Below are 19658 nucleotides of genomic sequence, written 5' to 3'. Positions count from 1 at the left end.
GAACCGCAGGCCGACGTCACCCGCCCGGGTGGGACCAGGCATTAGGGCCGACCGGCCCCCCACGCACCCCCGGACAGCCCATGGGATCTCTGCCCGATCCGCTGGAGGCTCGAAGTGGTGAAAAGCCTGGAGGAGACCCACGATGACGGAAGACACGCTCAGCCGACCCACGGTCCATGCCCTGCTCTCGGACGGCACCACGGTGTGCATACGTCCTGTGCGACCAGGCGATCACGAGCAGCTGCGGGGGCTCTACGAGGACATGTCCGCGGAGAATCTGCGGCTGCGGTTCTTCGCGGCGAGCCGGCGTTCCGCCGCGTCGGCCGCCGACCGGGCCTGTGCGCCACCGCGCCCCGGATCCGGCTACCGGGCGCTGCTGGCAGAGTCGCGGGGGCAGGTGATCGGCCTGGCCGAGTACGGGGCCGGCGAGGACGCGGCCTCGGCCGAGATGTCCATCGCCGTGGCCGACACCCTGCACCACCACGGCGTCGGCACGCTCCTCGTCGAGCATCTGGTCTCCGCCGCCCGCGCTGACGGCATCACCACGTTCACAGCGGACGCGCTCTCGGAGAACCACGAGGTGCTTCGGCTCTTCGCCGACCTGGGCCTGCGGACCGCACGCCGTTTCGACGGTCCGGAGGTGCGCTGCGTCATCGAACTGAACGAGGACGACGGCTATCTCGCCGCCGTCGAGGCCCGCGGCCGGGCCGCCGACGTGGCCAGTCTGGAGCCGCTGCTGCGGCCGAAAGCGGTCGCCGTGGTGGGCGCCGGGCGCCGGCCCGGATCGGTGGGACGGGCCCTCCTCCACCATCTGCACGAGGGCGGCTTCACCCGGCGGCTCTTCGCGGTGAACCCCTGTGCCACCTCGATCCTGGGCGTGCCGTCCCACCCCTCGGTCAGCGCGCTGCCCAAGGTCCCGGATCTCGCGGTCCTCGCGGTGCCCGCGGCAGCCCTCCCCGACACCGCCGAGGAGTGCGGCAAGGCCGGAGTACGGGCACTGCTCGTCGTCTCGGCCGGCCTCGACAGCCGGCAGGCGGAAGCCCTGATGGCCACGTGCCGCACGTACGGCATGCGGCTCGTCGGACCCAACTCCCTCGGCATCACGAACACCGACCCGGCGCTCTCCCTCGACGCCACCTTCGCGGCGGATCATCCGCGCCGCGGCACGGCAGGCGTCGCCGTCCAGTCCGGCGGCGTCGGCATCGCCCTGCTCGACGGACTGTCCCGCCTGGGCATCGGCGTGTCGTCCTTCGCCTCGCTCGGCGACAAGTACGACGTCAGCGGCAACGACATGCTCCAGTGGTGGGAGAGCGACGGCCGCACCGACCTCGCCCTGCTGCACCTGGAGTCCTTCGGCAATCCGCGGGCCTTCTCCCGTACCGCACGGCGTGTGACCCGCCGTATGCCCGTACTGACGGTCGACGCGGGCCGTACCGACGCCGGCCGCCGCGCCGCCGCCTCGCACACCACGGCCGCCGCCACCCCGACGATGACCCGACAGGCCCTGTTCACCCAGGCGGGGATCACCGCGACCCGCTCGGTGGGCGAACTCCTCGAAACCGCCGCCCTGTTGCACTCCCAGCCGCTCCCGAAGGGCAGCCGCGTGGCCATCGTCACCAACGCGGGCGGCGCGGGAGTCCTGGCCGCGGACGCCTGTGCGGAAGCGGGGTTGTCGCTACCGTCGCTCGCGCCCTCGGTGGTCGAAGCCTTGTCCGCCGTACTGCCCGACGGTTCCACCGTCGGCAACCTCGTGGACGCCACCGCGGCCGTCACGGAGGAGCAGCTCGGAGACTGTGTGGACGTGATCATGCGGTACCCGGGTATCGACGCCGTCCTGCTGGTCCTGGTCCCCACGGCCGTCGCCGCCGCGACCGGCGACGACCTGGTAAGGGCCCTCACCAACGGCCCCGCACGCCGCGCCCTTCCGGTCGCCGTCGTACGCCTGGAGCAGGACCTGCCGGTCAGGCTGCTGCCGGCGCGGGACGGCGGCACCATCCCGTCGTACGCCGAACCGGGCTCGGCGGCGCGGGCGTTGGCGCACGCCTCCCGCCGCGCTGCCTGGCTGAGCCGGCCCGCGGGCACCGTGCCGGAACTCCCCGAGGTCGCGGAGGCCGACACGGCCCGCGCCCGCACGGTCGCCGACACCTACCTCGCCGCCCACCCGGACGGCGGCTGGCTCGATCCGCGCACCTGCGCCGAACTCCTCACCTGCTACGGCATTCCCCAGCTCCCGTGGTCCTGGGCGGAGACGGAAAACGACGCCGTCATCGCGGCCGAGCGGCTGCGGGGCCCCGACGGGCGGGTGGTCATGAAGGCCCACTGGCCCGGCCAGCTGCACAAGAGCGAGCAGCATGCCGTACACCTCGATCTCGAAGGTGACTCCCAAGTGCGTTCCGCCTTCAGGGACTTCGAGACACGGTTCGCCGGCCTGATGACCGGGGTGGTCGTCCAGCCGCTGGCCGCACGCGGCACCGAACTGTTCGCGGGAGTCGTGCAGGACGAGGTCTTCGGCCCGCTCGTGCTGTTCGGACTCGGCGGCACCGCGACCGAGGTCCTGGCCGACCGGGCCGCCCGCCTCGCCCCGCTGACCGACCACGACGTCCATGACCTGATCACCGCGCCGCGCTGCGCGCCGCTCCTGTTCGGTGCGCACGGCAGCGGGCCCGTCGACCTCCAGGGCCTGGAACAGCTGCTGTTGCGCCTGTCCCGCATCGCGGTCGACCTGCCGCAACTCGCCGAGGCCGATTTCAATCCCGTCCTCACGACGCCTGAAGCGGTCACGGTGCTCGACGCACGAGTCCGCCTCCTGCCACGCACGGCTCAGGACCCCTATCTGCGCCGACTGCGCTGAGGAGGAGAGGAGGCAGAACAGACATGAGGCACGACAAGGTTGTGAGAGGAAGGCGCACCGTCATGCTGACCAAAGTGCTGGTTGCCTACGGAACGACGAACGGTTCGACCGCGCGGATCGCCGAGACCATCGCCGAAGTCCTGCGCAAGGAGGGAGTGTCGGCCGAGGCCGTTCCCGCCCGGTCCGTGACGAACGTGGAGTCGTACGACGCGGTGGTGGTGGGCGGCGGGCTGTACGCGGGGCGCTGGCACAAGGACGCCCGCCGCTTCGTCCGCCGTCACGGCCGCACGCTGGCCGGGCGCCCGCTGTGGTTCTTCAGCAGTGGCCCGCTCGACGCCTCGGCCTCGGAGCGGGACATCCCGCCCGTACCCGGAGTGAAGCGGGCCATGGTCCGGCTCGACGCGAGGGAACACGTCACCTTCGGGGGCTGCCTCGAAGAGGGAGCGAAGGGATTCGTCGCGCGGAAGATCGTCTCCTCCGGGAAGGGCGGCGACTTCCGCGACTTCGACCAGGTCGAGGCGTGGGCCGCACGGATCGGCGCCGGGTTCGCGGCGGAGCCGCAAAGGATCTGAACCAGGCGGCCTCCCCCGTCCCCGTCCCCGTCCTCGTACGCCGCGCCCTTGTCCTCGGACGAGGGCGCGGCGGCTGCGGTCGTCCGCCTCGACTCACACGGGCCCGTCGGCGCGCCACCCCTGAAACGCGGCGAGCCGGCGTCGACTGCCGTGACGGCAGGAGGGACGGCAGCCACGGCGGTCGCGGTCCGCGCGGCGGTCGCGGGGGTCACGGTCCGCGCGACGGGCGCGGAGGTCACGGCGGTCGCGGTCCGCGCGGCGGTCGCGGGGGTCACGGTCCGCGCGACGGGCGCGGAGGTCACGGCGGGCGCGGTCCAAGCGACGGGCGCGGGGGTCACGGTCCGCGCGGCGGGCGCGGAGGTCACGGCGGGCGCGACGGGCGCGGAGGTCACGGCGGGCGCGGTCCAAGCGACGGGCGCGGGGGTCACGGTCCGCGCGGCGGGCGCGGCGGGCGCGACGGGCGCGACGGGCGCGACGGGCGCGACGGGCGCAGGGGACGGGGCCGTGCTGGAAACGGCGTTGTGCTTGAAGGAACGGTCCGCGCCGCCGAGATGCCGGCCTTCGGCCCGTCCGGGGGCCATGTGCAGGGCCCCCGGACAGTACGGTGAAGACAGGGGAACCGGTTCGAGCCTCCCTGTCTGCTGTGCCGGTCGGAGGAAGTCATGAGCGAGGATCGACGCGGCGGTACCGAGGAGCATGTGCCCAAGCTGCGGCTCGACGAGCTGCTGGGCGAGCTGCAGGTGCGCATCGACGCGGTGCGCGGGACCCGGGACCGGCTGCACAGCCTGCTGGAGGCCGTCCTCTCGGTAGGCCGGGAGCTAGACCTGCCACAGGTGCTGCGCAGTATCGTCGAGGCCGCGGTGGTGCTGGTGGACGCCGAGTACGGGGCGCTGGGCGTGATCGGCGATGACCAGAAGCTGTCCGAGTTCCTGACCGTCGGTATCGGCGAGGAGCGGCGGTCGGAGATCGGGGCGCTGCCCAGCGGGCACGGGCTCCTCGGAGAGCTGATCCGGCACCCGTCGCCACTGCGGCTGCCGGAGCTGTCGGAGCATCCGGCGTCGTACGGCTTCCCGGCGCACCACCCGCCGATGCACTCCTTCCTCGGCGTACCGATCCGGGTGCGCGACGAGGTCTTCGGGAACCTCTACCTCACCGAGAAGCGCAGCGCCCGGGAATTCGACATGGAGGACGAGTCCGTCCTGTCGACGCTGGCGGTGGCCGCCGGAGTGGCCATCGAGAACGCCCGGCTGTACGAGGAGACCATGCTGCGCGAACGCTGGCAGCGGGCCAGCGGCAAGGTCACCAGCATGCTCCTGACCGGTGCGCCGAGCGCGGACGTGCTGGAGCTGATCGTCGACGAGGCCCGGAAGATCGTCTCCGCCGACATGGGGCTGATCGCGGAGCACGTACCGGGCGAGGAGACACTGCGGCCGGCCCTGGCGGTCGGCCTGGGCCGGGAGGAGCGCAGCGGTCTGGTGCTGTCCGCGCGGGACGGTTTCGTCGGAGCGGCGCTCGGCGCGGCGGCGCCGGTGGTCAGCGCCGACATCGAGCGCGACGCGCGCACGGGCGAGGACGAAGCCCAGTGGGCCGGGCTCGGACCCGTGGTCGCGGTGCCCCTCGGCGCCGGCGGCAAGACGCGGGGCGTGCTGCTGCTGGGGCGCGTGCCGGCCGGTAAGCCGTTCGGTGACGTGGACACCGGGCCGCTGCTCGGGTTCGCCGACCAGGCGGCGCTCGCCCTGGAGCTGGCCGAACGGCGGCGGGACGTGGAACAGCTCACGCTGCTCCAGGACCGTGACCGCATCGCCCGCGACCTCCATGACCTCGCCATCCAGCGGCTCTTCGCGGCCGGCATGACCCTGCAGAGCACCCAGCGCTTCATGGAGCACCCCGAGGGCATGGAGCGGCTGACCCGGACCGTCGACGACCTCGACGACACCATCAAGATCATTCGGTCCACGATCTTCGGACTGCGTACCCACCGCGGGGTCGGGCGGGAGAGCGACGGCCTGCGCGGCCGGGTGGCCGAGGCGGTGAGAGCCTCGGCCACGTCACTCGGATTCCCGCCCGCGCTGCGCATCGAGGGGCTCGTCGAGACCGATGTCCCCGGCGACATCGCCGACCACGCGGTCGCGGTGCTCGGCGAGGCCCTCAGCAACGCGGCCCGGCACTCCGGAGCACAGGCGGTGGACGTCCGGCTGCAGTGCTCCGGGGGCGAGTTGACGATCACGGTGACGGACGACGGCTGCGGGGTGCCGGACGACGTCGGACGCAGCGGGCTGAAGAACATCAAGGAGCGGGCCGTCGCCCTCGGCGGAACCCTGACACTCGGCGAACGGCCGGAGGGCGGCGGCACCCGGCTGGTGTGGCGGGTTCCCGTGAGTGCGGACGGTGTCACGGCCGGAGCCTGACCGCGAACGGAGCCTGGCCGCGGAAGGCCGCCACCCCACCGGCCCGGACGACAAGACCGGGCCGGACGACAAGACCGGGCCGGGCGGACTCAGCGCGCCGGACGGTCGGTGGAGGCGGGCTGTTCGAGATGGCTGGCCAGGACCGCCGCCTGGACGCGGCGCTGGACGCCGAGCTTGGCCAGCAGCCGGGAGATGTGGTTCTTCACCGTCTTCTCGGACAGGTAGAGCTTCTTGCCGATCTCACGGTTGGTGAGCCCGTCCCCGATGAGCGCGAGGATGTCCCGCTCGCGGGGTGACAGGCCGGCGAGCTCGGGTGCGGGTGCCGGCTGCTCGGTGGGGTCCGCCCGCAGGGAGCGCATCAGGCGGGCGGTCGTCGCCGGATCCAGCATCGACTGGCCGGACGCGACCGTACGGACCGCGGCGACCAGGTCGGACCCCCTGATCTGTTTGAGCACATAGCCCGCCGCCCCGGCCATGATCGCGTCGAGCAGCGCTTCCTCCTCGTCGAAGGACGTCAGCATCAGACAGGCCAGCTCCGGCATCCGGCTGCGCAGCTCACGGCAGACACTGATCCCGTCACCGTCCGGCAGGCGTACGTCGAGCACGGCCACGTCCGGGCGCAGCGCCGGCCCGCGCACCAGCGCGTGCTCGACGCTGTCCGCGTCACCGACCACCGAGATGTCCGGCTCGGAGTCCAGCAGGTCGGTGAGGCCGCGTCGGACGACCTCGTGGTCGTCCAGCAGGAAGACCCGGATCGGGTTCTGCTCCGTGAAGGTACGTGCCTCGGCCATGACGACCCCTCGTTCGCTGGTGGACCACAGGCCACGGGCCACGGACCGTGGGCCCACCGACCACATGCCGACTGTCATGACGATCGTCACCCGTCCGAACCGCACGCACCAGGGCCGACCGGGCCAACCCGAGCCTCCCGCGCCCGGGCGCGGGCGCGGCGGCATCAGGGCCGAAAGGCCCCACGGAAGGGCCCGCCCGGCCTCTGTCCCTGGTGCTCGCCCCGGTACCAGGCTCGGTGGCAGAAGAGCGACCCATGGGCAGCAACGCTGGAGGTACGCCTCATGCTTCGACACGTCACCGCGGGGATCGACGTTTCTCCCGAAAGCCTGGCAGCCGCGCACTGGGCGGCCCGGGAAGCCACGCGCCGGGGCGCCGCGCTGTGCCTGGTGCATGCCTGGGAGTGGCATCCGCGTCCGGCCCCGACCGTGCCCGCGGACATGTCCGAACGGGCCGTGGCCGAGGACCTGCCGGAGCGGGCGGCGGACAGCATGCGCGCCGCACACCCAGGTCTGCGGGTCATCGGCCAGGCGCTCGCGGACTCGCCGGTCTCAGCCCTCCTCAAGGCGGCCGAGCAGGCCGAGCTGCTGGTCCTCGGCTCCCGTGGACTCGGCGGCGTCGCGGGGTTCCTGATGGGGTCGGTGTCGCAGCGGGTCGTCGCCAGGGCACCGGGTCCCGTGGTGCTGGTGAGGGTGGGCGGGAGCACCGCCGACGAACACTTCTCGGCACCGGACGGCATCTCCCCGGACGAGATTCCCGGGATCCCGTACCGCGATCTCGTACTCGGCCTCGACACGGACCGGCCCTGCGACGAGCTGATCGAGTTCGCCTTTGACGCCGCCGACCGCCGGGGATCCACGTTGCGCGTGATCAACACCTTCAGCCGTCCGCCGGACTTCGCGGCGGCGGACAGGATCGTCCCGGTGAGCGGCCCGGAGCTGCGGGCGGAGCAGGAGCGCGCCGTGGCCGCCGTGCTGCGCCCCTGGTGCGGGAAGTTCCCCGAGGTCACCGTCACCGAGAGCGTCACCGAAGGACGTGCGGCCGACGAGCTGATCAGCGCCTCGGCCGGCGCGGCCCTCCTCGTGGTGGGACGCCGGACCCGCGAATCCCGTCTCGGCACCCACCTCGGCCCCGTCGCACACGCGGCATTGCATCACGCTCCCTGCCCCGTCGCCGTCGTCCCGCACGCCTGAACACGCCCGGAGGGTGCGAGAGTTGACCCGGCGCGGAACCCGAGGAGCTGCCGGGGCCCAGTGGCCCCTCCTGACGCATGTCCCCTCCCCGGACACTGAACCGCGTCCCCTCAAGGAGGGCTCCACATGCTCCGCAACGTCACCGTCGGTCTGGACGGCTCACCGGAGAGCCTCGCCGCCGCCGACTGGGCCGCCCGCGAGGCGCGGCTCCGCGACACGCCCCTGCGCCTCGTGCACGCCCGGCACTGGCAGCCCCCCACGTACGCGTCGCTGACAGGCACCCTGATGTCGTCACCCGCGAAAGGACCGCACCGCGGCTGGGCCGACCGCCTGCCGCGCGAGACCTCGGCCCGGCTCTCCGAACGCCATCCCGGTCTGCGTGTCAGCGCCGAACAGAGCACGGAGCGGCCCGTCACGGCCCTGCTGGCCGCCTCCCGGGACGCCGATCTCCTGGTGCTCGGATCCCGGGGCCTGAGCGGGGTGACCGGGTTTCTGACCGGCTCCGTCGCGCTCTCCGTCGTGGCGCGGACCGAGCGGCCGGTCGTCCTCGTCCGAGCCGGTGAAGGCGCCGGGAGCGACCACCTGACGGGCGATGTCGTGCTCGGGCTCGACCTGGATGACTCCGACGGCCCCGTGATCCGGTTCGCGTTCCAGGCGGCTTCCCGCCGTGCGGCGAACCTGCGCGTCGTCCACGGCTGGAAGCCACCGCACTCCTCCGGCTACGGCGCCGCCTTCGACGTCGAGCCCAACGCGGAACTGGGCACGCAGGTGCGGCGCGAGCTGGCCGACATACTCCGGCCGTGGCGGACGGAGTTCCCCGGCGTCGAGGTGAACGAGCAGGCCCTGATCGGCACAGCGGGCTCCCACCTGGTGAACGCCGCCCGGAACTCCGCACTTGTCGTCGTCGGCCGGCGCAACCGTCGTAGCCGGGCCGGGAATCACATCGGACCCGTGACGCACGCGGTCCTGCACCACGCCACCGCCCCGGTCGCGGTGATCCCGCACGATTGAAGACGCCCTCGTTCGAACCGGTCCGCCCTCGACGCCCCTCTCATGGCACGGTCGGCCCGAACAGGCCCGTCCGGCAAGGAGCATCACCGCCTGGGTCTACGAGCAGGCGTTGACGAAGCCGCCGAAGTCCCCGAAGGCGTCCCTGGCGTGCACGGACGGGCCGACGAGCCGATCCGCCGTGTGTCCGGCATCGCACGGCCCCGTCCCCTGCCCCGGGCGGCGAGTCCGTCCGGTCCGCTGCGGAACAAGGACGTTCGGCCCCTGCGGCGGTACCTGTCGGCCCCTGACGGTCCGACAGCTCCGGGCGGGACATTGAACGCAGGACGACGACGGCACGCGGACAGACATCGCGCCACGCCTACCAGCCCCCAGACAGGGATGAGCATCATGGCGGTTCACGAAACTCCCGGCCCGAACGCGGGTTTCCACCTCCCCTCGCGGCACCGGGCCGGGACGACCCCCAGGTCCGGCGAGACCACGACCGACACGGCTGACACGACCGATACGGCGGCCTCGGCGACCCGCGCCCGGGTCTTCGCGGGGCTGCGGATCGTCACCGGGTTCGTCTTCCTGTGGGCCTTCCTCGACAAGACCTTCGGCTGGGGCTACGCCACCGCCTCCGGCAAGGCATGGATCGACGGCGGCTCGCCCACCAAGGGCTTCCTCAGCGGCGTCGCCGCCGGGCCCATGGAGTCCACCTTCCACTCCTGGGCCGGAGCGGGCTGGGCGAACTGGCTGTTCATGCTCGGCCTGCTCGGCGTCGGCCTCGCCCTGGTCGGCGGCATCGCACTGCGGCTCGCCGCGGTCGCCGGCACCGCCCTGATGGCGTTCATGTGGATCGCCGAGTGGCCGCCCGCCAAGGCGCTGTCCGACGGCACCCCGAGCATGTCCACCAACCCGATCGTCGACTACCACGTCCTGTACGCCGCCGTCCTGATCGCCCTCGCCGTCGCCTCCGCGGGCACCACCTGGGGACTCGGCAGGACCTGGGCCCGCCTCCCCGCCGTCCGCGACCACGCCTGGCTCCGCTGACACACCGCCCGCACACCCGGGACCCCGCCCCCGACGGCAGACAGAGGCACCGCCATGACCGTACGCGCAGGCATTGACGACTTCGGCCGCACGGGCCGCGACACCCGCCTCCTCAACCTCACCGACCTCCTCGGTATCACCGAACACCTCGCCACCCGCCGGTGACCGCCACCGCCGGACAGACGCTGGTACCGCGCCTGCGGGCGGTCCGGGCCGTGGTGTTCGACACCGACGGGGTGATCACCGACTCGGCCCGGCTGCACGCCGCCGCCTGGCAGTCGGCCTTCGACGCCTGCCTGGAGGCGGCGGGTCGGCAGCGCCCGTTCGACCCGGTGGAGGACTACCGCCGCTACGTCGACGGCAAAGCCCGGCTGGACGGCGCCGCCGCCTTCCTCACCGCGCGCGGGCTGCGGCTGCCGCCCGGCACCCCCGACGACCCGCCCGGCACCCGGACCGTGCGGGCCGTCGCCGCCCGCAAGGAGCAACTGTTCGCACGACGGCTGGCAGTGGGTTCCGTCCCCGCCTGGCCCGGCACCGTACGGCTGCTGCACGCGCTGCGCGCCGAGGGTGTGCCGTGCGCCGCGATCTCGGCTTCCCGGCACGCGCCGGAACTGCTGACGGGCGCGGGGGTACGGGACCTGTTCGAGGCCGTGGTGGACGGCAACGAGGCGGCCCGCCTCGCGCTGCCCGGCAAGCCCGACCCGGCGATCTTCCTGGAGGCGGCCCGGCGACTGGGCGTACCGGCCGGGGAGGCCGCCGTCGTCGAGGACGCGCTGGCCGGTGTCGAGGCCGGCCGGCGCGGCGGCTTCGGTCTGGTGGTCGGGGTGGACCGGACCGCCGGGCCGACCAGCGCCGACGACCTGAGCGAGCACGGGGCCGACCTGGTGGTCGCTGACCTCGCCGAGTTGCTGACCGCCACGGAGGCACGATGATGCCGGACGACCGGACCCTGAGCTACGAGGGCTACGACCCGGCGGACGAGCGGCTGCGCGAGGCGCTGTGCACGCTGGGCAACGGCTACTTCGCCACCCGGGGCGCCGCCCCGGAGACGGCGGCGGGCCCGTCCCACTACCCCGGCACCTACGCCGCGGGCTGCTACAACCGGCTGACCTCGACCGTCGCCGGACGACAGGTCGACAACGAGGACATCGTCAACCTCCCTAACTGGCTGCCGCTGCGCTTCCGTACCCGGAGCACCGGCGGCGACCGGCCAGGACCCTGGTTCTCGCCGGACGACGGCTCGCTGCTCGGGTACCGGCAGACCCTCGACCTGCGTCGCGGCACCCTCACCCGGCGGATGCGGCTGCGGGACACCCGAGACCGCCTGCTGACGGTCGACCAGGTCCGTCTGGTGCACATGGGCGATCCCCATCTGGCGGCGCTCCGAACGGAGTTCACCGCCGAGGGCTGGACGGGTGAGCTGGAGGTGGAGTCCGCGATCGACGGCGACGTCACCAATGCGGGAGTGGACCGCTACCGCGACCTGAACGGCCGCCACCTCACCGAGTGGCACACCGGGTCCGCCGAGCCCGACACCGTATGGCTGGACTGCCGCACCTCCGAATCCGGCATCCGTGTCGCGATGGCCGCCCGCAGCCGGACCGTGTCCGGCACCCCGGGGGCGGTGAAGTTCCTCCCGGGGGAGCGCGGCGTCGCACACCTGCTGACACTGCCGATCGGGCCAGGCCGGCCCGTCGCCGTGGAGAAGACGGTGGCCCTGCACACCTCGCGCGACCCGGCGTCAGGCGATCCCCTGCACGCCGCGATCGGCCGGGTGCGGGGAGCCGCCGACTTCGCCGGGCTGCTGGCCTCCCACCGCGCCGCGTGGGAACACCTGTGGCAGCGAACGGAGTTGGACGTCCCGGGCGAGGCCGGCAGCATCCTGCGACTGCATCTCTTCCATGTGCTGCAGACCCTGTCGCCGCACACCGCCGGGCTCGACGCGGGCGTACCGGCGCGCGGGCTGCACGGCGAGGCGTACCGGGGACATGTCTTCTGGGACGAGCTGTTCGTCCTGCCCTTTCTGAACCTGCACCTCCCGGAGGTCTCCCGGGCCCTGCTGATGTACCGCCACCGCCGGCTGGGCGAGGCGGTCGGCGCGGCTGCCGCCGTCGGCCGTACCGGCGCCATGTATCCCTGGCAGAGCGGCAGCGACGGCCGCGAGGAGACCCAGACCCTCCACCTCAACCCCCGCTCGGGCCGCTGGCTGCCCGACCACTCCCGGCTCCAGCACCACGTGGGCTCCGCTGTCGCCTACAACATCTGGCAGTACTCCCAGGCCAGCGGCGACACCGAGTTCCTGCACGGGCCGGGCGCGGAGACGCTGCTCCAGATCGCCCGCTTCTGGGCGAGCAGCGCCGTCTGGGACCCGGCCCACGCGCGCTACCGGATCCATGGCGTGGTCGGCCCCGACGAGTACCACGACGCGTACCGGGGCGCCGCCGTGCCGGGCCTCGACGACAACGCGTACACCAACGTCACCGCCGCCTGGGTGCTGTGCCGCGCCCTGGAGCTCGCCGCCGCGCTCCCCGCCCAGCGCCGCCAGGAACTGTTCGGGCGCATCGGACTCGACCCGGCGGAACTCGAACTCTGGGAGGACGTCTCGCGCCGGCTGCGGGTGCCCTTCCACCGGGGCGTCATCAGCCAGTTCGAGGGTTACGGCGACCTCGCCGAACTGGACTGGGACGGCTACCGCGAGCGCTACGGCGACATCCGCCGCCTCGACCGGATCCTGGAGGCCGAGGGCGACAGCGTCAACCGCTACCAGGCGTCCAAACAGGCCGACGTACTGATGCTCGGCTACCTCTTCTCACCCGCCGAACTCTCCGGACTTCTCGCCCGCCTCGGCCACACCCTCGACGACGACACCTGGCGCACGACGGTGGACCACTACCTGGCCCGCACCAGCCACGGCTCCACTCTCAGCGGCCTGGTCCACGGCTGGGTACTGGCCCGCACCCGGCCCGCCGGGGCCTGGAAGTACGTCCAGGAAGCCCTCACCGGCGACATCGCCGACCTCCAGGGTGGCACCACCGCCGAAGGCATCCACCTCGGCGCCATGGCCGGCACCCTCGACCTCGTCCAACGCGGCCTCACCGGCCTGGAGACCCGCGACGACACCCTGTGGTTCGATCCGGCGCCCCTCCCGGAACTGGCCGAGTACGAGTTCTCCGTCCGCTACCGGGGCCACCGGGGCGTCGGCCTGAGCATGCGCGCCGGACACCTGCGCATCCGCGTCCCGTCCTCCGACCGGGCGCCCGTCCACATCTCCCTCGACGGCCGCGACATCACGGTCGCACCCGGTACGACCCGGCAGCTCGACCTCCCCGGCTGCTGACCGCGCGGCCGGAAGCAGACCCCTCTCCCTCTCCCACTCCAGAAGGAAGTCGGCATCATGAACCGCGTCATCACCGCAGGACTGGACGGCTCACCCGAAAGCCTGGCCGCGGCGGACTGGGCGGCCCGCGAGGCACTGCTCCGCGACCTGCCCCTGCGCCTCGTCCTCGCGTGGGAACCGCAGTCGTACGACTACCCCACCGCCTCCCCGCCGCCGGCCGGCCCCGACCTGCGGCGCGACTGGGCGCAGCGGGTGTCGCGCGAGGCGGAGGAGGATCTGCGGCGCCGCCACCCCGGGCTCCGGGTCAGTGCCGACGAGGTCGACGGGCAGCCGGTTCCGGTGCTGCTCGGCTGAAACACCGCGTCGTGATTCGCGGCGCTCGCGGATGATGATCTTTTTCAGATCACGCGCTGTCTGCGGGTGGCGCTGCGTACCCGGTGTAGCCGCGGTGGTCGCCGCCGCAGAAGGCCGACACCGTCATCGCGGGACCGGCGTTGCCCCGGGTTCGCACGTGCTGGAGGATTTCGTCGATCACCTGTCGGTGATCGCGCCACCGAGCGCGACGCCGGGGTCGCACGCCGGCCGTACCGGGAGGCCACGGTCCCGGCTCAGCTGTCGGCCGCTGTCGGTCACTGGGAGGACCGGTCGCGCTCGCCGGTATTCGTTGTCGGTCGAGTCACCCCTGCCTGTACCCGTACCCGTACCCGTAGGGCGACGTATCGGGGTCCTGGCGGCGTGAACCGGTGGTCCGGGGTTCAGGATCCGGTGCGATAGCGGGTGAGCATGAGGGCCACGGCTTCGTCCACGATCGTGGTGTCGGTGGGGTCGGCCGGGACGAAGTCGGTCCGTACGAGTTGAGGCCACAGGAGCTGGCCGCAGATCATGCCGAGGAACTGTTCGGCCACCGCGGATGCCGGCTGTGTCTGTCCGTCGGCCGAACGGAAGTCGAGTGTGCCGGCCCGCGCTTCGGCGTCCAGGTAGTCGCGGAGCCGGTCGAAGAAGGGTCCGCGGTCGATGGCGAAGCCGGTGCCGACGATGTCGGCGAGTTCCGGCATCTGGGGGAGTTCGGTGATGATGAGGCGGCACAGCGCCGCCGTGCCGGGCCGCGAGACCAGGCAGGCGTAGTCGCGGCCGATGTGGTCCAGACCGTACCGGGGATCACCGGGCGGGGGCGGTTCGGCGTACTGCACATCCAGCTGCCACTGCTCGGAGGTGACGGCCGCGAACAGCGCGGCCTTGGAGGGGTACCGCTTGAACAGGGTGCCCGTGGAGACGCTCGCCTCCCGGGCGATCTGGGCCAGGGAGGTCTTGTCGTATCCCCGGGCGAGGAAGAGGTCGCGGGCGGCGCGGATGATGCGCGCGCGGTTCTCCGCCTTGATCTGCGCGTGATATCCGGCCTGGCACGTATCGCCACCGGTTTCCGTTCGGTCACGGTCCGCCACCGACATACCCACGCCCCTCGCCCGTCTCCCAGCCGCATCCTCGCCGTCAGAGAACGGTCTGGCCACCGTCCAGGATAAGGTCCAGGCCCACAGCGAAGGCCGCGGCGTCGGAGGCCAGGTAGACGACGGCTTCCGCGACCTCCTCGGGCAGACCCATGCGCCCCAGCGGGATGCCGGAGCTGATCTCCTTCAGAACCGCCTCCTGCTGCGCGGAATCCTCGATCCCGAGCTTGGAGTACAGCGGGGTGTCCACCGGGCCGGGGCTGACCGCGTTGAACCGGATGCCGTGCGACGCGAGCAGGTCCGCGTTCCACGACCGCATCAGGGAACCGACAGCCGCCTTCGTCGCGGCGTAGGCGTTCGAGTGGCCGTAGCCGCCGTGCGCGCTGTTGGACGCGTTGAGGATGACCGAGGACGGGTTGGCCAGCACGGGCACCAGGGCCTGGGTGAGGAAGAAGACACTCTTGACGTTGATGTCGAAGAGCCGGTCGAAGCTGTCCTCCGTGTGGTCCCCGAACGGCCGCCAGTCCGAGACGCCGGCGTTCAGGAACGCCACGTCCAGCTCCCCGAAGTGCTCACGCACCCGCTCCGCCAGGCCGCGCTGCGCATCGAGGTCACGCGCATCGGCCTGCACCACCGGCACCTTGTCCCCGAGGATCTGCCGCGCCTTGTCGATGCTGGCCGGGGTGACCCCCGTGACCAGCACGTCGGCCCCTTCCGCGACGAAACGCTTCGCGGTCTCCAGGCCGATCCCGCTCGTGCCGCCGGTGATGAGGGCGCGCTTGCCCGCAAGACGATTCATGGTGATTGTTCCTTGCCGAGTCGTAAGGTAAGTCGATGGACTCACACGTGAAGGTAACTCCACATCACCCTTAAGGCAAGTCGATCCACTTACCATCGGTGGTCTGGAGCGGTTTCGGCCGGTCGCTTCGCGGCAGCCGCGCGGCGACCAGGTCGTAGGAATCCTCGACCGCGCCGGTGACCAGCCGCTCGGTGATGCCGGGTCCCGGCCCGAGCGAGATCCAGTGGCGTTTGTCGAGATAGCGGCCCGGTGTGATCGAGGCGTGGCCGCGTACGTGAGCGCGGGCGTGTTCGGGTTCGCACTTGACCGTGATGATCTGATCGTCCGGGTCGTCGGTGACGATCAGGAACACCTTGCCCGCGACCTTGTACACGTCGAGTCCCGGGGTGAAGGGGTAGCCGTGGCTGACGCCGGGCAGGGCCGAGGCCGTCTGACGGGCGGCGTCCTGGAGCCGGTCACCGGCCGCGCTCACCGGGCCGCCCGCGTGCCGGTGCCGTAGGTGTGCGGGTCGACGGGCCGCTCGGCCCTGGGCAGATGGGCGACGACGAGCCGGTAGGAGTCGGTGACGAGCTCCCTGACCAGCTCCTTGTCGACGCCTTCTCCGCTCTCCAGGGTGATCCAGTGCTTCTTGTTCATGTGGTAGCCGGGGGTGATGTGGCTGTACTGCGCCCGCAGGGCATGAGCCTCGCCGGGGTCGGCCTTGAGGATCACGACGGGACGCCCCGGGACTTCGGTCATCAGCATGAACACCTTGCCGCGCACCTTGAAGACCTCCCAGTCGGGGCCGAAGGGGTGCTCCAGCCGGGCTCCGGGGAGTTCCTCCGCGCAGTCGGCGGCGGTCTTGTGCAGGGCCGATCCGTTCATGGGTGGTGAGCCCTCTCAGGGGGTGACGGACTGTGGCATCGAAGGAGGCGGAGGGCGCGCCGCGCGGGCGCGGCGGCACATCCCATCCTTCCGGCGAAGCCGACGGGAAGGGCGGTAGGCTGCGGACACGTGATGGTCGACAAGCGACACTCCGGGCCGAGCGGGCAGGCCGGACCGGCTGCGGTCCCGCTGTACGGTTTCCAGCCCCCGGTCGGTACTCCGTACGGCCTCGAGGTGAGTACCGTCGAGGATTTCTTCGCCCGGCACGACGACTGGCCGTGGAACCCGCCCCGTCCGGGCCGTGCCACCTTCCACTACCTGATCCTGGTCACCGACGGTGAGTTGCGGCACGACGTCGACCACGTCACGCGGACCGTCGCCCCCGGCCAGTGGCTGTGGGTGCGTCCCGGGCACGCGCAGTGCTGGCATCCGCCCGGCGCGGCCCGCGGCCCGTTCATCCTGTTCGAACCGGACGTGCTGCGGCCCGACCTCGCCCGTCTCCTGGCCCCGCTCACCGCGCACGAGGCCCCTGCCGTGCTCAGCCCGCACCCCGACGACACCGCCTGGCTCCAGCAGACGGCACTCCAGCTCCTGGACGAACACCGCGCACTGGGGCGCCGCCCCCTCGACATCCACCACGCCCTGCGGCGCAGCCTGCTCGAATCGCTGCTGCTGCGCCTGGCCAACTCCCCGGACATCGCCCCCATCGGCACGGCCACGGCCACGACCGGTGCCGGCCGTGGCCGCGCCGACAGGTACGGGCACTTCCTGGACGCCTTGGAGCTGCACTTCCGCGAACTGCACCACGCCGCGGACTACGCCGAGTTGCTCGGCTGTTCGGTCCGCACCCTGAGCCGTGCCGCCCGGGACGCCACCGGCAAGGGGGTGCGTGAGGTCATCGACGGGCGGCGGCTCCTGGAAGCCCGGCGCCTGCTGGGAGGTGCCCGGTGGGACGCCCGGGCTGTGGCCGTCCACCTCGGCTTCACCGACCCCGCGAACTTCGGCCGCTTCTTCCGCGACCGCACCGGTCTCACCCCGGCCGCCTACGCGGCCATCGAGGCCACGACCGTCCCCCCTCCTCTCCCTGGTTGACGATCCCGGTGGTTTCCGGCCGGGTCTCAGTCGACGGCCTCGATGGTGACGTCGACCGTGCCGTCGTACTTCTTCAAGGCATCGGCCCCCGAGTCGATTTCGCCGAGGACGATGATGCCGGGGTCGGGGATGGACTGGCCGTCGTGGTCATAGAAGACGGCGATGTCGGGACCGGGTGACCAGTAGACGATGTCGCCGATCTCGTAGCTGGACCGCGGCTCGCCTCCTGCGGTGAGAGACCGGGGCAGGTGACCGTACTTCTCGCGCTTGAACAGGTCGTTCATCTGCAGCGTCAGCGGAAGCAGCGAGGCGAAGTCGCGTGCCGTCGCGTTGTCGTCGAGGGTTGCGTTGAGGACGGTTTCTCCGGCGGTCAGTCGGATTCTCATAGGGGTTCTGCCCTCTGGGGTGTTGTTGGAGTGATCGTCGGCGGCCGACCCGTACGCCATGTTCACTGGGTACGAACTTCAGTTCGGCGCGGACCCCGTGAACGTAACTTCCACATCACCCTGATGGCAAGTCAATCCACTTACCATCGGGGATGGTTGGTTGTCGTTTCTCGGTTGCCCAGGTCTCAGTCGTCCAGGTCTCAGTCCTCCAGGACGACGACGTGCTTGCCCGGCGTGGTGCCGGACTCGACGTCGGCCTGGGCGTCACGGACCTGCTCCAGGCCGTGGTGGACCTTCGCGACCGGGACTTCGAGGCGCCCTGCGGCGATGGCCTGGAGCCGGCGGGCGAAGACGTCGGCAGGGAGGTCGGCGGCCTGACCGCCGTAGGACGTCAGCCGCACCCCGTTGGGGATCATGAACGGAGTGAAATCGGGGATCGTCCACTGGCCCGCCAGGGCTCCGGTGAAGCAGACCGTGCCGTGCCGGCGGACGGTGCGGAGGGTGTCGGCGAGGACCGAGCAGCCCACCAGCTCCAGTACCGCGTCGACACCCTCCGGCATCAGCTCGCGCACCTGGTCGGCGAGGGTGCCGTTGTCGACGAGGGGATGGTCGACGCCCACGGCCCTCAGTTCCCCTGCCCTGTCCGGGCTGCGGGTGGTGGACAGCACGGTGGCTCCGAGGTCCCTCGCGATCGTGGCCGCGCTCAGCCCGACCGTGGAGGTGCCGCCGCGGATCAGCAGCGTCTGCCCGGCCTTGAGGTCCAGGCCGGTGGTCAGCGATCCGTAGGCGGTCTGGAACATCTCCGGCAGCGCACCGACGACCTCCCACGGCAGACCGGTCTCGAACGGGATGACCTGCGCCTCCGGGACGGTCACGTACTGGGCGTACGCGCCGTCGTACGAGCGGCCCATGCCGCCCATCATCGTGGCCACCTGCTGTCCCGGCCGCAGCCCGCTGTCCTCGTCGGCCTCGTCGACCACGCCGACACCCTCGATGCCGGGCACACGCGGGTAGGTGACCACCGCGTCCGACTCACCCTTGCGGGTGGTGACCTCGGACTCGTTGACGCCGAACGCCTTCACCCTGATCCGCACCCAGCCGGGCTTGCGTACCGGCACCGGCACATCCCTGATCTCCAGTGCGTCGAGGCCGCCGGGCCGGGTGACGACGACGGCCCGCATCGTCGCCGGTGCGGCGTCGCCGGCTGCTGTCGGTTGGCTCATGTCGAGTTCCTCACTCTGTTCGCCCCCTGGTGCGGTGTTCCGGATCGCCCGGTGACCGTCAGGGGCGGGCGATGTTCCCGAGCAGCCCGAGGGTGGAGTAGGCGCCGGCGCTGTGACCGAAGACGGTGACGTCGTCGGGGTCGCCACCGAAGTGGGCGATGTTCTGCTTGACCCAGGCAAGCGCGGCGATGACGTCCTGCAGACCCAGGTTGCTCGCCTCGGCGAGCCGCCCGCCGTACTGCGAGAGCGAGAGCGCGCCCAGTGCGCCGAGCCGGTAGTTGATCGACACACCCACCACACGCCCCGACGCGGCGAGACCGGCGGCGTTCGAGGTGATCTGCGTGTTCGCGCCGAACTCGAATCCGCCGCCATGGATGTACACGGCCACCGGCAGCGTCTTCCCGGCCGGCTGCTCGCGGGCGGGGGCCCACACGTTCAGGTTCAGGCAGTCCTCGCCCGTCCCGCTGTCCGCTTCGAGCCAGTCGCCGCTGTCGGGCTGGACGGGGGCGACGCCCTTGCGGTCATAGGGACGGTCCGGATCGAAGTCCGCGACCAGGGGCCGACGGTACCGCTCGGCGGTGGCGTACGGGATTCCCCACCAGGACCTCACCCCTGGTCCAGTCGGAGCCTTGGGCGCGGTCGCGGTCATGGCGTGG

General features: G+C 72.0%; 20 protein-coding genes. 11 read left to right on the top strand and 9 right to left on the bottom strand.

From position 1 onward, the window contains the following. Positions 1-142 precede the first annotated feature (142 nt). The 4 genes from ACW4TU_RS23955 to ACW4TU_RS23940 all read left to right on the top strand — a co-directional run bounded on the left by ACW4TU_RS23955 (position 143) and on the right by ACW4TU_RS23940 (position 5831). Positions 143-2851 (top strand): bifunctional acetate--CoA ligase family protein/GNAT family N-acetyltransferase, encoded by a 2709-nt coding sequence (locus tag ACW4TU_RS23955; RefSeq protein WP_457416780.1) that lies wholly within the window; start codon positions 143-145, stop codon positions 2849-2851. 62 nt (positions 2852-2913) lie between these two features. Continuing rightward, complete coding sequence (locus ACW4TU_RS23950; RefSeq protein WP_457416778.1) at positions 2914-3423, top strand: flavodoxin domain-containing protein; 510 nt, start codon at positions 2914-2916, stop codon at positions 3421-3423. A 48-nt stretch (positions 3424-3471) separates the two neighbouring features. After that, a complete protein-coding gene (locus tag ACW4TU_RS23945; protein ID WP_457416776.1) occupies positions 3472-4089 on the top strand; it encodes a hypothetical protein in 618 nt (205 codons plus the stop codon). After that, the gene (locus ACW4TU_RS23940; RefSeq protein WP_457416774.1) at positions 4086-5831 is read left to right on the top strand and encodes a sensor histidine kinase; all 1746 of its coding nucleotides are present in this window, start codon (positions 4086-4088) and stop codon (positions 5829-5831) included. The genes ACW4TU_RS23945 and ACW4TU_RS23940 overlap by 4 nt, the downstream gene beginning before the upstream one ends. A gap of 89 nt (positions 5832-5920) precedes the next feature. On the opposite strand, the gene ACW4TU_RS23935 is transcribed toward ACW4TU_RS23940, so the two are convergent. Beyond that, entirely contained in the window at positions 5921-6622 is a 702-nt protein-coding gene (locus tag ACW4TU_RS23935) for a response regulator (RefSeq protein WP_457416772.1), read from the bottom strand. Between the two features lie 282 nt (positions 6623-6904). Between ACW4TU_RS23935 and ACW4TU_RS23930 the strand changes: the two genes are divergently transcribed. The 6 genes from ACW4TU_RS23930 (at position 6905) to ACW4TU_RS23905 (ending at position 13547) form a co-directional block, all read left to right on the top strand. Continuing rightward, on the top strand, positions 6905-7813 hold the full coding sequence (locus ACW4TU_RS23930; protein ID WP_457416770.1) for a universal stress protein: 909 nt from the start codon (positions 6905-6907) through the stop codon (positions 7811-7813). Positions 7814-7939: 126 nt separating this feature from the next. Then, on the top strand, positions 7940-8824 hold the full coding sequence (locus ACW4TU_RS23925) for a universal stress protein (protein ID WP_457416768.1): 885 nt from the start codon (positions 7940-7942) through the stop codon (positions 8822-8824). 387 nt (positions 8825-9211) lie between these two features. After that, positions 9212-9856 (top strand): hypothetical protein, encoded by a 645-nt coding sequence (locus ACW4TU_RS23920; RefSeq protein WP_457416766.1) that lies wholly within the window; start codon positions 9212-9214, stop codon positions 9854-9856. Between the two features lie 161 nt (positions 9857-10017). Beyond that, on the top strand, positions 10018-10788 hold the full coding sequence (locus ACW4TU_RS23915) for an HAD family hydrolase (protein WP_457416764.1): 771 nt from the start codon (positions 10018-10020) through the stop codon (positions 10786-10788). Next, complete coding sequence (locus tag ACW4TU_RS23910) at positions 10785-13193, top strand: glycoside hydrolase family 65 protein (protein WP_457416762.1); 2409 nt, start codon at positions 10785-10787, stop codon at positions 13191-13193. The genes ACW4TU_RS23915 and ACW4TU_RS23910 overlap by 4 nt, the downstream gene beginning before the upstream one ends. 57 nt (positions 13194-13250) lie before the next feature. After that, positions 13251-13547 carry a universal stress protein gene (locus tag ACW4TU_RS23905; protein ID WP_457416760.1) on the top strand — a complete coding sequence of 99 codons (297 nt, stop codon included), beginning with the start codon at positions 13251-13253 and terminating at the stop codon, positions 13545-13547. 49 nt (positions 13548-13596) lie between these two features. On the opposite strand, the gene ACW4TU_RS23900 is transcribed toward ACW4TU_RS23905, so the two are convergent. From ACW4TU_RS23900 to ACW4TU_RS23880, 5 genes are all read right to left on the bottom strand, one after another. Continuing rightward, a complete protein-coding gene (locus ACW4TU_RS23900; RefSeq protein WP_457416758.1) occupies positions 13597-13728 on the bottom strand; it encodes a hypothetical protein in 132 nt (43 codons plus the stop codon). A 220-nt stretch (positions 13729-13948) separates the two neighbouring features. Continuing rightward, on the bottom strand, positions 13949-14641 hold the full coding sequence (locus ACW4TU_RS23895; RefSeq protein WP_457416756.1) for a TetR/AcrR family transcriptional regulator: 693 nt from the start codon (positions 14639-14641) through the stop codon (positions 13949-13951). A 40-nt stretch (positions 14642-14681) separates the two neighbouring features. Next, entirely contained in the window at positions 14682-15437 is a 756-nt protein-coding gene (locus ACW4TU_RS23890) for an SDR family oxidoreductase (protein ID WP_457416754.1), read from the bottom strand. 70 nt (positions 15438-15507) lie between these two features. Further along, positions 15508-15909 carry an MmcQ/YjbR family DNA-binding protein gene (locus tag ACW4TU_RS23885; protein WP_457416752.1) on the bottom strand — a complete coding sequence of 134 codons (402 nt, stop codon included), beginning with the start codon at positions 15907-15909 and terminating at the stop codon, positions 15508-15510. Beyond that, on the bottom strand, positions 15906-16301 hold the full coding sequence (locus ACW4TU_RS23880; protein ID WP_457416750.1) for an MmcQ/YjbR family DNA-binding protein: 396 nt from the start codon (positions 16299-16301) through the stop codon (positions 15906-15908). The genes ACW4TU_RS23885 and ACW4TU_RS23880 overlap by 4 nt, the downstream gene beginning before the upstream one ends. A 129-nt stretch (positions 16302-16430) precedes the next feature. Here ACW4TU_RS23880 and ACW4TU_RS23875 point away from each other — a divergent pair, with 129 nt between their 5' ends. Next, entirely contained in the window at positions 16431-17393 is a 963-nt protein-coding gene (locus tag ACW4TU_RS23875; protein ID WP_457416748.1) for a helix-turn-helix domain-containing protein, read from the top strand. Between the two features lie 26 nt (positions 17394-17419). Here ACW4TU_RS23875 and ACW4TU_RS23870 read toward each other — a convergent pair whose 3' ends face one another. The 3 genes from ACW4TU_RS23870 to ACW4TU_RS23860 form a co-directional block, all read right to left on the bottom strand. Beyond that, entirely contained in the window at positions 17420-17779 is a 360-nt protein-coding gene (locus tag ACW4TU_RS23870; RefSeq protein ID WP_457416746.1) for a cyclophilin-like fold protein, read from the bottom strand. A 200-nt stretch (positions 17780-17979) separates the two neighbouring features. Continuing rightward, positions 17980-19002, bottom strand: a complete 1023-nt coding sequence (locus ACW4TU_RS23865) for an alcohol dehydrogenase catalytic domain-containing protein (protein WP_457416744.1) — start codon at positions 19000-19002, stop codon at positions 17980-17982. Positions 19003-19060: 58 nt separating this feature from the next. Beyond that, complete coding sequence (locus ACW4TU_RS23860; protein ID WP_457416742.1) at positions 19061-19651, bottom strand: carboxylesterase family protein; 591 nt, start codon at positions 19649-19651, stop codon at positions 19061-19063. Positions 19652-19658 lie beyond the last annotated feature (7 nt).

The sequence above is a fragment of the Streptomyces kryoterrae genome (assembly GCF_054072135.1).
This window is presented reverse-complemented; position numbering and strand designations above follow the sequence as displayed.

What these genes read in the sequence shown, in the direction of transcription:
- ACW4TU_RS23930 (WP_457416770.1), top strand. Translation starts at nt 6,905, where the DNA reads ATGCTTCGACACGTCACCGCGGGGATCGACGTTTCTCCCGAAAGCCTG.
- ACW4TU_RS23920 (WP_457416766.1), top strand. Translation starts at nt 9,212, where the DNA reads ATGGCGGTTCACGAAACTCCCGGCCCGAACGCGGGTTTCCACCTCCCC.
- ACW4TU_RS23950 (WP_457416778.1), top strand. Translation starts at nt 2,914, where the DNA reads ATGCTGACCAAAGTGCTGGTTGCCTACGGAACGACGAACGGTTCGACC.
- ACW4TU_RS23865 (WP_457416744.1), bottom strand. Translation starts at nt 19,002, where the DNA reads ATGAGCCAACCGACAGCAGCCGGCGACGCCGCACCGGCGACGATGCGG.
- ACW4TU_RS23860 (WP_457416742.1), bottom strand. Translation starts at nt 19,651, where the DNA reads ATGACCGCGACCGCGCCCAAGGCTCCGACTGGACCAGGGGTGAGGTCC.
- ACW4TU_RS23895 (WP_457416756.1), bottom strand. Translation starts at nt 14,641, where the DNA reads ATGTCGGTGGCGGACCGTGACCGAACGGAAACCGGTGGCGATACGTGC.
- ACW4TU_RS23905 (WP_457416760.1), top strand. Translation starts at nt 13,251, where the DNA reads ATGAACCGCGTCATCACCGCAGGACTGGACGGCTCACCCGAAAGCCTG.
- ACW4TU_RS23890 (WP_457416754.1), bottom strand. Translation starts at nt 15,437, where the DNA reads ATGAATCGTCTTGCGGGCAAGCGCGCCCTCATCACCGGCGGCACGAGC.
- ACW4TU_RS23925 (WP_457416768.1), top strand. Translation starts at nt 7,940, where the DNA reads ATGCTCCGCAACGTCACCGTCGGTCTGGACGGCTCACCGGAGAGCCTC.
- ACW4TU_RS23955 (WP_457416780.1), top strand. Translation starts at nt 143, where the DNA reads ATGACGGAAGACACGCTCAGCCGACCCACGGTCCATGCCCTGCTCTCG.
- ACW4TU_RS23940 (WP_457416774.1), top strand. Translation starts at nt 4,086, where the DNA reads ATGAGCGAGGATCGACGCGGCGGTACCGAGGAGCATGTGCCCAAGCTG.
- ACW4TU_RS23880 (WP_457416750.1), bottom strand. Translation starts at nt 16,301, where the DNA reads ATGAACGGATCGGCCCTGCACAAGACCGCCGCCGACTGCGCGGAGGAA.
- ACW4TU_RS23935 (WP_457416772.1), bottom strand. Translation starts at nt 6,622, where the DNA reads ATGGCCGAGGCACGTACCTTCACGGAGCAGAACCCGATCCGGGTCTTC.
- ACW4TU_RS23910 (WP_457416762.1), top strand. Translation starts at nt 10,785, where the DNA reads ATGATGCCGGACGACCGGACCCTGAGCTACGAGGGCTACGACCCGGCG.
- ACW4TU_RS23870 (WP_457416746.1), bottom strand. Translation starts at nt 17,779, where the DNA reads ATGAGAATCCGACTGACCGCCGGAGAAACCGTCCTCAACGCAACCCTC.